This is a genomic window from Flavobacterium sp. ZE23DGlu08 (assembly GCF_030505335.1).
GTDB lineage: Bacteria > Bacteroidota > Bacteroidia > Flavobacteriales > Flavobacteriaceae > Flavobacterium > Flavobacterium algoritolerans.
Genome location: NZ_CP130045.1, coordinates 3,821,148 through 3,834,215, shown reverse-complemented (window position 1 = coordinate 3,834,215; position 13,068 = coordinate 3,821,148). Strand labels below are relative to the sequence as shown.

Annotated in this window: 11 protein-coding genes; 2 read left to right on the top strand and 9 right to left on the bottom strand. The window is 33.8% G+C overall.

Features of this window, described 5'->3' with window-relative positions:
- Positions 1-49: 49 nt before the first annotated feature.
- Positions 50-2,389 carry an ATP-dependent helicase gene (locus Q1W72_RS16745; protein WP_121342086.1) on the bottom strand — a complete coding sequence of 780 codons (2,340 nt, stop codon included), beginning with the start codon at positions 2,387-2,389 and terminating at the stop codon, positions 50-52.
- A 125-nt stretch (positions 2,390-2,514) separates the two neighbouring features.
- Positions 2,515-3,285: a TSUP family transporter gene (locus tag Q1W72_RS16740; protein ID WP_121342087.1), complete on the bottom strand. Its 771-nt coding sequence runs from the start codon at positions 3,283-3,285 to the stop codon at positions 2,515-2,517.
- Between the two features lie 129 nt (positions 3,286-3,414).
- On the opposite strand from Q1W72_RS16740, the gene Q1W72_RS16735 reads away from it, so the two are divergent.
- Positions 3,415-3,936 carry a hypothetical protein gene (locus tag Q1W72_RS16735; RefSeq protein WP_302136575.1) on the top strand — a complete coding sequence of 174 codons (522 nt, stop codon included), beginning with the start codon at positions 3,415-3,417 and terminating at the stop codon, positions 3,934-3,936.
- Positions 3,937-3,944: 8 nt separating this feature from the next.
- Here the strand turns inward: Q1W72_RS16735 and Q1W72_RS16730 are convergent, their stop codons facing one another.
- Together Q1W72_RS16730 and Q1W72_RS16725 are read right to left on the bottom strand one after the other, a co-directional pair.
- On the bottom strand, positions 3,945-6,008 hold the full coding sequence (locus Q1W72_RS16730) for a M1 family metallopeptidase (protein WP_302136573.1): 2,064 nt from the start codon (positions 6,006-6,008) through the stop codon (positions 3,945-3,947).
- Positions 6,005-6,592: a transposase gene (locus Q1W72_RS16725; protein ID WP_302136571.1), complete on the bottom strand. Its 588-nt coding sequence runs from the start codon at positions 6,590-6,592 to the stop codon at positions 6,005-6,007. Before Q1W72_RS16725 ends, Q1W72_RS16730 begins: the two co-directional genes overlap by 4 nt.
- A gap of 99 nt (positions 6,593-6,691) precedes the next feature.
- Between Q1W72_RS16725 and Q1W72_RS16720 the strand changes: the two genes are divergently transcribed.
- Positions 6,692-7,429 carry a diphthine--ammonia ligase gene (locus tag Q1W72_RS16720; RefSeq protein ID WP_302136569.1) on the top strand — a complete coding sequence of 246 codons (738 nt, stop codon included), beginning with the start codon at positions 6,692-6,694 and terminating at the stop codon, positions 7,427-7,429.
- A 19-nt stretch (positions 7,430-7,448) separates the two neighbouring features.
- Here the strand turns inward: Q1W72_RS16720 and Q1W72_RS16715 are convergent, their stop codons facing one another.
- From Q1W72_RS16715 to Q1W72_RS16695, 5 genes are all read right to left on the bottom strand, one after another.
- The gene (locus tag Q1W72_RS16715) at positions 7,449-8,669 is read right to left on the bottom strand and encodes an ATP-binding protein (RefSeq protein WP_302136567.1); all 1,221 of its coding nucleotides are present in this window, start codon (positions 8,667-8,669) and stop codon (positions 7,449-7,451) included.
- A 304-nt stretch (positions 8,670-8,973) separates the two neighbouring features.
- Complete coding sequence (locus Q1W72_RS16710; protein ID WP_099715451.1) at positions 8,974-10,458, bottom strand: aminopeptidase P N-terminal domain-containing protein; 1,485 nt, start codon at positions 10,456-10,458, stop codon at positions 8,974-8,976.
- A gap of 253 nt (positions 10,459-10,711) precedes the next feature.
- Positions 10,712-11,137, bottom strand: a complete 426-nt coding sequence (locus Q1W72_RS16705; RefSeq protein WP_099715450.1) for a hypothetical protein — start codon at positions 11,135-11,137, stop codon at positions 10,712-10,714.
- A gap of 206 nt (positions 11,138-11,343) precedes the next feature.
- Positions 11,344-11,889 (bottom strand): DUF1697 domain-containing protein, encoded by a 546-nt coding sequence (locus Q1W72_RS16700; RefSeq protein WP_099715449.1) that lies wholly within the window; start codon positions 11,887-11,889, stop codon positions 11,344-11,346.
- Positions 11,890-11,931: 42 nt separating this feature from the next.
- A complete protein-coding gene (locus tag Q1W72_RS16695; RefSeq protein WP_099715448.1) occupies positions 11,932-12,879 on the bottom strand; it encodes a hypothetical protein in 948 nt (315 codons plus the stop codon).
- Between the last annotated feature and the right edge of the window lie 189 nt (positions 12,880-13,068).

The window sequence follows — 13,068 nt, the reverse complement described above, 5'->3', positions numbered from 1 at the left end:
TAGATTTACTCAAACTGTCACTGAACACTGAAAAACTGACCACTTGGTGCTATCCAATAATATCCAGTTTTGCAAAGCGTAACAATAATTTCTTTATTCCACCAACCTCAAATTTGATTTCGGCTTTTTTATCTGCTCCCACTCCTTCAAGGTTTAAAACTTCACCTTTACCAAAACGTTCGTGCATTACAATATTTCCGGCAACCAATTTATTATCAAACAAATTCGCACTACCGCTTGAAGTTGCAGTATTGGATACAGGTTTCAACTTGCGAATATTTATATCCGATTTGGGTTCATTATCATTATTATATTTGACTGGTGGAGTTCCGTTGGCTGGTTTTGCCAGACGTAATTTGGATTTATCCACATCTCCAAAAATATCACTGTCAATCATTGGTTTATACCTATAATTTGATTCAGCCGGAGTTAGATATTCTAAATACTGTGCATCAATTTCCTCAATAAATCGGGAAGGTTCGCTATCAGTCAATTTTCCCCAACGATAACGCGATTGTGCATACGTCAAATAGGCTTGATGCTCCGCACGAGTCAAAGCCACATAGAACAAACGACGTTCTTCTTCGAGTTCACTTCTTGTACTCATACTCATCGCACTCGGAAACAAATCTTCTTCCATTCCTACTACGAAAACATGAGGAAATTCCAATCCTTTTGCCAAGTGAATCGTCATCAAAGCCACACGATCTTCATCACTGGTATCTTTATCTAAATCTGTTGCCAAAGCCACATCTTCCATAAACTCAGACAAGGCGCCACGAGCCCCATCAATTTCTTTTTGCCCTTCGGTGAAATCCTTGATACCGTTTAATAATTCCTCAATATTTTGAATTTTGGCCATTCCTTCCGGAGTGGCATCTTTCTTTAATTCTTGAACCAATCCCGTTTTTTTCGCAACGTGATCGGTGATATAAAATGCATCTTGATTTTGATCAATAACCTGAAAACTTTGAATCATCGTCACAAAATCCTGCAGTTTTTGTTTGGTTCCCGAATTCAGTTTTAAGTCAATCTTATCAATATTCTGCATCACTTCCCAGATGGAACGTTTGTAGTGATTTGCTGCAATCGTAAGCTTTTCAACAGTTGTATCTCCAATTCCTCGAGCCGGATAATTGATTACGCGAACCAAAGCTTCTTCATCTTTTGGATTGATAACCAATCGCAAGTAACACAATACATCCTTGATTTCTTTCCTTTGATAAAAAGACAAACCACCATAAATTCGATACGGAATATCTCTTTTTCTAAGGGCATCTTCCATCGCACGGGATTGTGCATTGGTACGATATAAAATTGCAAAAGAGCCGTTACTAAGCTGGTTTTGCATCTTTTGTTCGAAAATAGTACTGGCAACAAAACGCCCTTCTTCTGCATCAGTCATGCTGCGGTGCACTTTTATTTTTGGACCAAAATCATTGGCAGTCCAAACTATTTTATCCAGCTTTACTTTATTCTTATCGATAATAGTATTTGCGGCTTCCACTATATTTTTTGTCGAACGGTAATTTTGCTCCAATCTGAAGGTTTTCACACCTTCATAATCTTTCTGGAAATTCAAAATGTTGTTGATATTCGCACCACGAAACGCATAAATACTTTGTGCATCATCACCCACCACACAAATATTTTGGAATTTATCCGATAAAGCACGAACAATCAAATATTGAGAGTGATTCGTATCTTGGTACTCATCTACCAATATATAACGGAAACGGTTTTGATATTTGGCTAAAACTTCCGGAAAGCGAGTCAATAATTCATTGGTTTTCAATAATAAATCATCAAAATCCATCGCGCCGGATTTAAAGCATTTATCAACATAATTTTGATAAATTTCTCCTAATCTTGGCTTTTTAGCCATTGCATCGGCTTCTTGTAATTCGGGATTATTGAAATAGGCTTTTACCGTAATCAAGCTGTTTTTATAACTGGAAATTCTGCTTAAAACCTGTTTTGGTTTATACACATCCCTGTCCAATTGCATTTCTTTGATAATCCCGGAAATACAACGCAATGAATCTTGGGAATCATAAATCGTAAAATTCGAAGGATATCCCAAATGATCGGCTTCGGAACGTAAAATTCTGGCGAAAACCGAGTGAAATGTTCCCATCCAAAGATTTTTGGCCTCACTTGCTCCAACAATTTGGGAGATTCGGGTTTTCATTTCCCGTGCCGCTTTGTTGGTAAACGTAAGCGATAAAATATTAAAGGCATCAACGCCCTGATTCATCAAATAAGCAATTCTAATAGTCAACACACGCGTTTTCCCAGAGCCCGCACCAGCAATGATAATCATTGGCCCGTCTTTTTGAAGAACAGGTTCACGTTGGGCTTCGTTGAGTTGATCGATATATTTATGCATGGAGAAATTTAAATTTATTATGCAAAAATAAGAATTTAAGATTTAGAAAACAGGTTTAAATTACAATCATAATGAGTTCTGATTTAACCAAAAATTCACTTGCTATAAAGTCATTATCAAAGTTGCTAATCTTTAAAAAACACATCGTACGCAAAACGAATTAGAGTACCAACAACAACTACCAAAAAGAAAATCCGAATAAAACTGTTTCCTTTATTAATGGCTAATTTAGCACCAATCCAACCGCCAAGAGCATTACTTGCAGCCATAGGCAATGCAACTGCCCAAATTATTTTACCTTTTAAAATGAAAAGGCAAATAGAACCAAAGTTAGTCGACAGATTCACCATTTTGGCATTTGCGGAAGCATGCAAAAAATCAAATCCCATAATGGCTATAAAAGCTACAACCAAAAAACTTCCTGTTCCCGGGCCAATAAATCCATCATATAAACCAACTACAAAACTGATTCCAATCGCATTCCATATTTGGGTTCTCGAAGAATGATTCTTTTCAATATGTTGTCCAAAATTTTTCTTGGCGTACGTGTAAATCACTAAAAAAGAAAGAACGACCAACAATAATGGTTTCATGAAATCATTGCTAACATATGTCAACAAAGTAGAGCCTAAAAATGCCGAAGGAAATGCCAAAAGCATCATGATAGCCAGCAATTTCCAGTTCATATCCACTTTTTTAAGATACTGATATGCAGCAAACGAAGTTCCACTGAATGCAGGAACTTTCAAGGTTCCAATTACGGTTGAAACTGGAAGATTAGGCAATAAAATCAAACCCATAGGTGTTTGTATCAAACCGCCGCCACCAACAATGGCATCTATAAATCCTGCAGCGAAAGCAGCCAAACAAAGTAAAACTAATATGTAGGTTTCCATTTAACTATTATTTTTAATATTCCCGTAGTGATTGGCAAAAATACTATTCGTATTGATGTATTGCTATTAAAATGGAATTGATTTATAGTCAAAAAAGTATATTTTTGCTTTTATAAATTTTATCAAAGCATGGATACTACAAAAATTATAGAATTACTAAGTTATACGTTACCGGCAATAGTTACGGGTCTTGTTGCCTATTATTTTTTTGATTTACATACCAAAAATGAAGAAGGAAGACGGCGTTATTTACTCAACAAAGAAGCACAAAAAAATGCTTTACCCCTGCGTTTACAAGCGTATGAGCGCATGTCATTATACATGGAACGCATCAATCCAACTAAATTATTGATTCGGATTGCGCCAATCTCTAACGATAAAAACGATTACGAAAATCTGATAATTTCACAAATCGAACAAGAATTTGAGCACAATTTAACCCAACAAATCTATATGTCAGATGAATGTTGGACTATCATTGTCACTGCAAAAAATACTACAATACAAATGATTCGAAAAGCGAATATGAGTGATCGTGTGGACAATGCCGATAAATTGCGTGAAGTAGTTTTAAGCGATTTGATGGAAAAGCAATCACCAAGTAATGCAGCATTGGCATACATCAAAAATGAAGTGGGTCAATTGTGGTAGATATTTAATTATTCTTTCAACAATCGGTTCAACTGAAATTGCTCGGCTTCATTTAAATTCGGAATAATTCTTTCCAATGAAACTCTCATTTCCGGATTTTTTAATAATTTTCTAATGTTATCTCTTCCAAATTTCGAGAATTGCCACATGTGATGTGTGGTTGCGTTGACCAAATTCTCCAAAACAACATCATTTATTATTTTGAAAGAAAGCAATTTTTCCAAAGCATTTTGTCTGGTATTTGCTTCGTAATTAATTGACGAATACTGTATTAATTCATTTACCAAGGCAATCTTTTCTTCAACATAATTGGGTGTTGATAAAGCGAGTGTCAGCCACAATGTCCTTAAATTGTAATCATTAAAACCCATCCAGGTTTTTGATTTATCTAAATATTGAATGCGTTGCTCCGGAAAATTATTCCATAAATTATACAGCGCCATTTCTTGTGTTTGATAGGATTTGTCCTCTAATAAAGTTTCATATTGGACTCTAAAACTTTCCGGAATTTCATTTAATGATGCTGCAACCGTTTGACGCAATTGTATGTTTTTAGTTTCTAAAGCTAAAATAAAAAGGCTCGTTACATCTTCCCATTTTTCATTTTTCAATTGGTTTACAATTGCTTCTTTTACCGAAAAATGCACATCAGATTGGAGTGTTTTTTCAAAAAATTCTTTTTTCTCTGATAACGGTTGGTTCTTTAATTTATCCACTTCAAACAACACTTGAATTGATTTATTTTTAAGCAATAAACTATTGGCTTGCAATGTATTAAAAACAGTTTTTTCAAGCCATACTTTACTGAAATTATCCAAATCATAATCCGATACTTTTTTGATTTCTGCAAAGAAATCTTCCGTATTTACACTCTGAAACGCATGTTTTTTCAAATAGTTTTTTACCGCTTTTTTAAACGCTTTATCGCCTATTTCTTTGTGCAAAACAAAAAGTGCCCAAGCGCCTTTTTGATAGAAAGTCAACGAACTGGCTTTGGCATTCAAAACGGGAATCGTATCTGTTCGGGAAGCAAATTTCAATTGTTGCGCGGATTCGTATAATTTCGAATAAAAATAATCTTCTCCATAGATTTCCTTTTCGGCTAGCAATGCATAATACGTAGCAAAACCTTCCTGCAACCAATGGTGTTTTCCACTTTCGGCGGTGACTAAATTTCCAAACCATTGATGTGCTAATTCATGCGCATTGACATTTGTGTAACTTCTGTCCTCAAAACCTGTTGAATCGACCACATAACGGGTGTTGAAAAGCGTTGCCGATGTATTCTCCATTCCGGCATACAAGAAATCCCGAACAGGCGCTTGTTTGTAAATTCCCCAAGGAAACTTCACTCCTATTTCCTTTTCTAAAAAATCAAACATTCTTTTTGAATCGCGGTATGTTGATTCAAATTTAGTTGCGTCTTTTGCTTCCAAGTACATTTCTAAAGGAATTCCGGACTTTGATTTTTGAATGTTTTTTTCAAATTTTCCGATGGCGAGCATCAATAAATAAGAACTCATCGGTTTTTGCATTTGGTATTGCCAAACCGAAAGTCCATCAAGTCCTGACTTAAATTTCAACACTCCATTTGAAATTACCTGATAGTCTTTATTGTATACAATATTCAAATTGAAAATTACTTTTTCATTCACATCATCAAAACTCGGAAACCAATGACTAGTATATTTTCCCTGTCCCTGTGTCCAAATTTGTATATTGTCATTTGCTTCTGAACCAATGAAATACATAGTCTGCCTTGGCTTTGCCAAATATTGAAAAGTCAAGTTATTTTTCCCTTTTTTAAACGGAAAAATGATTTGTAATTGTTTTTGTGTATTGAGAAATTTAATGGATTTTCCGTTGAGTTTTAAATCCGAAAATTCCATATTTTGAGCATCAATTTTAATCGTGTCTATGGATTTCAAAACATCAAAATCATAATCGACATCTCCTGAAACTATTTTTTCAATCGGATTTATGGTAATTTTTCCCAAAACCGATTTAAAATCAACAAATTGGGTTTGTTGGGCAAATGAGAACGTGGAAATAAAAAAGAATAAGTATTTCATTCTGAACTTGAATTTATGGAATCTGTATTCCAATTTTTTGGATTATTTTTTATGTAATGATATATGGTATCGAATGAATTATAATTTCGGACAATATGATCATGATAATTTGATTGCCAAATGGTATTGGCATCGTAATTCATAATTACATTTATTTGTTTGGTTGTAACCGATTTAAAAATCGCAACAAACGATGAAATGGAATTGGGCTTTCGTGATAATTTTTGTGGTTTTGATTCCGAATGGGATTCCGATTCCAATTGTAGAGAAGCACAAGGTAGAGACGCACTGCAGTGCGTCTCTACTTCGGATGATGAAATAATTTCAACTAACAAATGAATATGATTGGGCATAATAACCCAATTATGGAAAAACCAACGTTCCCTAATTGTAATTGATTTCAATAATTCCGTTTCAATTATTTTCCCGTTGTCGTTTAATATCATTTTATTGTCATCAATCGCACCAAAAATACATTCTCTGTTTTGGGCAACTAACGTAATGAAATAGATAGCTTCACTGGAATAGTCCCAATTTTTTAATCGATTTGATTCGGTTTGATATCTATTTTTAAATAATGGCATTTAAAATGATTAGCTAAGATTCCCAAAGTTACAAAGGTTTACCAAACTAATCCGACTAATTTTGTAAGTTTACCTCCAGAAAATTACAAGAAAATTACATTGAAAACGAAAGCCTTATTTAATTGGAGCAGCGGAAAAGATTCTGCGCTGGCCTTATATAAAACACTACAAAATCCTGAAATTGAAATTGCCTGTTTGCTGACCAGCGTAAACCAACAATACCAACGTATTTCTATGCATGGTGTTAGAGTTGAATTATTGCAACAACAAGCTGAAAGCATTGGATTACCGCTTGAAATCATGCAAATTCCCGAAATGCCCACCATGGAAGTTTACGAAAATGCGATGCGCGAAACATTGGCTACACTAAAAAAACAAGGCGTAACCCATTCTATTTTTGGGGATATTTTTCTCGAAGATTTGCGTAAATACCGCGAAGACAAATTAGCCGAAATAGGTTTTCAAGGTGTTTTTCCGCTTTGGAAAATCCCAACTCACGAACTCATTCAAGAATTTATCAGTTTAGGATTTAAAACAATTGTGGTTTGTGTCAACGAACGATTCTTGGATAAAAGCTTTGTTGGTCGTGTGATTGACCAGGATTTCATAAACGATTTGCCTAAAAATGTTGATGTTTGTGGTGAAAACGGCGAATTCCATACCTTCACATTTGATGGTCCTATTTTTTCGAAACCAATTGATTTTGAAATTGGAGAAATCGTGTACCGAAAATATGAAAAACCAGAAAAGGAAGATTCCTCTGATACCGCTTGTGATACCAGTGCTCCTGATGCATTTGATTTTGGATTTTGGTATTGTGATTTAGTATCAAAATAGTTTCTCTAAATAGAAAAACCTAGACTACTAATTCTTTTTCGCGACCTAATGTGAATTTAAATTTTGATCCTTTTCCCATTTCAGACTCAATATCGATAGTTCCGTCTAAAGCTTCCACTATCTTTTTTACCGTAGCTAAGCCTATTCCGTTTCCTTTTACACCGTATCGATCTACTGTTGAAACTACTTCAAATATTTCAAAAATAACTTTATGATATTCTTTTAAAATTCCCGGTCCGTTATCGCTAACGGCAATTTTATAAAAGTCATTTTCTTCAATTATTTCAATTTCAATCTCAATATTTTCTTTATCGTTATACTTTATAGCATTTGTAACGAGATTAATCAATATTTGCTCAATCGCAGTTTTATTGGTGTACACAGAGCTTACATTCGATTTGAAAGTAATAGAACAGTTGTTTTTGAAAATAAAAAGGTTCGAAAGTTCTTTTTCTAAAACAGCAATTTCTACTTCACTATTGTTTTCTTTCTCTATCACATTTGACTTGCTGTACGCTAACAAGCTGTCAATCATCTCTCTTAACTTAGCCGAAGAACTTTTAATTAAATTAATAATTTCCTTTCCATCCTCATCAATTGTTTCGTTGTAATTATCAATAAAAAAATCAGTCAGCCCAGATATATTAGCCAAAGGAGATTTTAAATCATGCGCCGCGATGTAAGCAAATCGTTCCAGTTCCAGATTCTTTTTTCCCAAGGCTTCCATTGTTTTTTCTAATTGCAATTTATTCAACCTCAGTTCCAATAATTTCATCGTCTGTTCAGAAAGTGCTTTTAACGAACCAATTTGAGCAGGAGTCAAAATTTTTGGCTTGTGATCAATTACACATATGGTTCCAAGTGGCAATCCATCTTCATTTGTCAAAGGTACACCGGCATAAAAAATCACGTTGGGTTGGCCGGCAACTATTGGATTATCATGAAAACGAATATCATTTCTTGCATCCGGAATAATGAAAACATTTTTGGGGTCATTGATTGCATACGCACAAAAAGAATAATCTCTTGGAGTTTCTGAAATATCTAATCCTGCATGCGATTTAAACCATTGGCGTTCTTCATCAACAAAAGTGATAAGAGCTATTGGAGTTCCACATATTTGCGATGCTATCAAGGTCAAATTATCATAGTCTGCTTCTGGAAGGGTATCTAGAATAGAATAGGATTCCAATAATTTAATTCTTTCTTCTTCTTGGATATACTTTTCTGGTACAATCATTTTTGTGGTATTTTTTTATGCTTTATTTTTGGAATGCTTTGTGTAATACTATCTTAAATATTTTTTAGTAGCACTTATTCGCTCATCATTAATATACAAATAGTAAAACGTTTGCAAAAGTATTTATTTTCTTAAGCTTTACTTTCGATAAGCATTCTTTTTATATAAATTTTAATACAAAAAGAAAGAACCGTTCGAAGTTAATTTGTGATTATTAACTTAGAACGGTTCCTTACGTATTCAAATCTATCGCTATTAAATAGTAAAAAGCAACAAGAAATTAATCTAATTACTTGAAAATTAATTAATCTAAACTTGGTACAAAGAAGGTATCCAAAACACTTTTTTCATTCATAAGTGCTTCAATTTCATTTGATTTTCTTGGCGCTTCTCCAGATAAATTTACGGGTCCATTTGTAGTAATCAAAATATCATCTTCAATTCGCACCGCAATTCCCCACCATTTTTTATCACAATCACTACCGATAGGAATGTAAATTCCCGGTTCTACAGTAACGACCATATCTGCTTCAAAAGCATTGTACAAGCCCGGATCGTGAACATCTAACCCAATGTGATGCGAAGTTCCGTGCGGAAAATATTTACGGGATTCTTGTTCCGTTTTAACAATTCCTAGTTTCACTAAACCGGCACTGATTATTTTGCGTGCCGCAGCATCTGGTGCATTAAAATTATTTCCAATTTTAGCAGCAGCAATTCCCGCTTCTTGAGCATCATATACTAAATCATAAATTAGCTTTTGCTCAGTAGAAAATTTTCCGTTAGCAGGAATCGTTCGGGTTACATCGGCAGTATAGCCATGATATTCAGCACCTAAATCCATCAAAACCAAATCATTTTCGACTTTCATTTTGCTGTTTTCAATATAATGCAACACACAACCGTTGTTTCCAGCGCCTACGATTGACGGATAACCTTCAAACTCGCTGCCGTACTTTTTATAAACAAATTCGTGAATTCCCTGTATTTCAGTTTCAGACATTCCTGGATGCATCGCTTTCATAATTTCGCGTTGTCCCATAGCCGAAATTCGAACGGCTTTTGTCAACAAAACCAACTCTTCTTTGGATTTTTTCTCACGCAAACTCGCCATATACGTCAAAATCGATTTGGTATTTATAGTGGCCTTTTTTGAAGTGATGCTTTTTTTAGTATTAATTTCGTTTTGCACATTTGAATCCATTTGAGATTTCACTTTTTCATTGTAGCCAATTTGGGATTTAAAGGCGCCAATTAACTTGTATAAATCGGCTTTTTCATTTTTCGAATTTCGGGTATCTTCTTCAAATTCCTTAAAGAAAACAGTGTCAAAACTGGCATAATCAATCCCCGAATTTAAAAACGCTGCTCCATTGAAAGCATTTTCAAAACCCAACTCTTTTTTGGCACCTTCCGTTCCTAAACGCACTCCTGTCCATTGCTCCGCTCTTGGATTTTTTTCCTGAACGTACAACAATTCATTGAATGACTTTCCATCTTTATTGGTTTGATTGTTCGAAAAAATTACCAGAACTGAATTCGGCTCTTTATAACCTGTTAAATAATAAAAATCAGGATCTTGATGGTAGATAAAATCCACATCATTGGCTCGGTTCCTAATAGGATTACCAAAAAATACCGCCACACTATTCTTAGGCATTTTGGCACGCAAGGCTTCTCTACGCTCTTTATGGAATTGAGCCGATAAATAATCGTTTGGATTTCCATTTTGTGCTATTGCTGCACAAACAAAAAGAACTGAAAAAACAAAAGAAAGTTTTAAATTCATAGCATTAAAATATTAGAGTTTTGCAAAATAAAGCGAGGTTTTGGATGAATGAATTAATAGGTAAATATAATTTTTTTGTGCGTACCAATTACTATTTTTATTGAAAGTCCCTTTCTTTTATTCGTTTAAAAATAGAAAAAGAGCACCAAAAGTTTTTCAACTTCTGAGTACTCTTTAGCAAAAGTGCTTCATCATTCTAAAATTAACCAAAACTAAATTTTATGAAAAATGTTTTTTAATAAGCACTTATAATTTACTTTTTATACTTTAATCTGGGACCATCGCAATAACTCCAAGTGCTGGATAAGGAATTATTGTCCGTTAAATACAATCCTTCTTTTTGATTTCCGTAACAGCTTCCTATAATTTCGCTGTCATTGGGATATGTTAATTCAAAAAATATTCCGTCTGATTGATTGGTAGTCGTGTAGGTTCCGGAAAGTGTTGTTGTTACCCCATTTCTTTCTCTGGATTTTGTAAAAGTTCCGTTGGTGTTGAACAAATAATATTCTTGCCATTCCATTGCTGCACCTGTAGTTCCAGAATTTTGGAAAGAACCTGTCATCGCAACCAAAGTCCATTTTCCGTAAAAATCCGTAGTAACAATTGCTTCAGCTTCGTCCTTTGAACAGGAGCTGAAAATAGCAAGGAAAGCAACAAGAATGATTTGTTTTTTCATGTATCAGATTTTACAGATATTCTTTAGATGCTACTTCTCGCAAAAGGTTGCGTCAAATTATAATTATTTTTTTCTAAAGTAAAAAAAATGCATAAAACGATACTATTTATAGGTTCTCGGTTGCCTATAAATAAATAGCCACAGATTAACTGATTTAAAAAAATCGGAGAATCTGTGGCTTATTTTATTACTTGTGAAGTCCTTATTTATCTCCCCTCGTAGAGTTTCAGTAGCTGCGTCACCGTATTCCAATTGCGGATTGTTGCGGTAACATTTAATTTTTTTTCAATGTATTTTTGATCAAATCGAGTCTTTCCGGCTCCAACAGCATATTTAATAAAAATTCTGCTACCGTCAATACTGGCTTCATCCGGTTTGAATTGGCTAATTTTCAAATCATTGATACTGGTACTTTGCAAGGTCGTAGAAATAAAAGCCACGTATAACTTTTTAATATCAATATCTTTTTCCTTCAAAAAAGGATTGTTCTTGAAACACGCTTCCAAGTCTTCTTTGGCAATTACCACAATAGGCACTTCATGACCAAAAACCTTGAAAATTTCCTGCTTGATTAGAAAACCAACCTTCGCAGGGCTTTCTTCCTCCGTTTCCACAAAAACATTTCCCGATTGAATATATGTTAGCACATTTTGAAAACCAATGGCTTCCAAAGTCGTTTTTAGCGCCTCCATTTTTATCATGTTGTGACCGGAAACATTAATACCACGAAGCAATGCGAGATGAGTTGTCATTTTTTAAGCTTTTTATTTTGCGAAGGTAGTATGTTTTTGTTTTTATTTAAATAAAGCTGGATTTTTAAGATATTTTTTCTTTTCGGATCGACTTAATTCCTCTGAAAATACTATTTCATTACAAACAGACGTATATTCTGTATTGGAAACTAATTTTTCTACACCCTTTTCAGTTACAAAATATGGAGTTACAAATTCATACTTGCTTTTGTAATTCTGCAAAGATTGCATAGTAATAGAGTTGAAACTTTTATCAGATAAAAAAGCTATAGAAATATCTGCTCTGTAAACATTTGAATTAAACTCATCTATTACTCCTAATTCAGTTTGTGGATAGACAGTTTGACCTAATTTTACAAATATTAGATTTTTTTTAAATCCATTGTACATCGCTATTGTTCCATCTGAATGTTCTACAGTTATAGAATTTCTTTTGCTCGTATAAATCATATCTCGTGAAGAATTTTGATATTGATTATCAATTTTAACGACAATTCCTTTTCTCATACTACAAATTGTATCTGGCGTTGTAGAATTGATTACATAAGATTTCCAATTTTTAGGTTTTACTTGGTCAAAATATTTTTCACCTAAATTTGAAGCTTCAATAATATTATGTTTTTTCCCTTTCTTAAAAGGTAAAACATAATGAAACAAGCTGTCGACTTTTGGATTAGGTTTACCAAATATTACATAATACTGTAATGCATAACCTACTGATTGCTTGTTATTTGATGGCTTAAGTGTAAGTAAATTGCCTGAATGACCATCGATAACGGTTTTATAATTCGAAACGTAGCTATTTGTAACATTTGAAAAATTTAAATAAATAAAATAACTACCCGGTTCTTCCTTTTTATAACTCAAAACAATACTATTATCAGAATTAACAGTTCTTTCAATAGTTATTTTTGGCGATTGGGCATTTAAATTGAAATTTATTCCTACAATAGTTAAAAGTAGTAACAAGTATTGAATTTTATATTTCATATGATTTTAGAATTTTTATTTTTATTCTTTTTTTTTTCAAATATACATATTTTCCTACGATATTTCCAAACATTCCCATTTCCAAATTTCCAAACAAAAAACTATCTTCGCTCCATCGAATTAAAATCCGTTTTAATCTGCGTTTTGCCATCTCGAGCGAAGTCGAGAGAAGCAAATCCGTTTCATCCG

What these genes read in the sequence shown, in the direction of transcription:
- Q1W72_RS16700 (WP_099715449.1), bottom strand. Translation starts at nt 11,889, where the DNA reads ATGACAACTCATCTCGCATTGCTTCGTGGTATTAATGTTTCCGGTCAC.
- Q1W72_RS16740 (WP_121342087.1), bottom strand. Translation starts at nt 3,285, where the DNA reads ATGGAAACCTACATATTAGTTTTACTTTGTTTGGCTGCTTTCGCTGCA.
- Q1W72_RS16710 (WP_099715451.1), bottom strand. Translation starts at nt 10,458, where the DNA reads ATGAATTTAAAACTTTCTTTTGTTTTTTCAGTTCTTTTTGTTTGTGCA.
- Q1W72_RS16725 (WP_302136571.1), bottom strand. Translation starts at nt 6,592, where the DNA reads ATGCCATTATTTAAAAATAGATATCAAACCGAATCAAATCGATTAAAA.
- Q1W72_RS16745 (WP_121342086.1), bottom strand. Translation starts at nt 2,389, where the DNA reads ATGCATAAATATATCGATCAACTCAACGAAGCCCAACGTGAACCTGTT.
- Q1W72_RS16730 (WP_302136573.1), bottom strand. Translation starts at nt 6,008, where the DNA reads ATGAAATACTTATTCTTTTTTATTTCCACGTTCTCATTTGCCCAACAA.
- Q1W72_RS16695 (WP_099715448.1), bottom strand. Translation starts at nt 12,879, where the DNA reads ATGAAATATAAAATTCAATACTTGTTACTACTTTTAACTATTGTAGGA.
- Q1W72_RS16715 (WP_302136567.1), bottom strand. Translation starts at nt 8,669, where the DNA reads ATGATTGTACCAGAAAAGTATATCCAAGAAGAAGAAAGAATTAAATTA.
- Q1W72_RS16705 (WP_099715450.1), bottom strand. Translation starts at nt 11,137, where the DNA reads ATGAAAAAACAAATCATTCTTGTTGCTTTCCTTGCTATTTTCAGCTCC.
- Q1W72_RS16735 (WP_302136575.1), top strand. Translation starts at nt 3,415, where the DNA reads ATGGATACTACAAAAATTATAGAATTACTAAGTTATACGTTACCGGCA.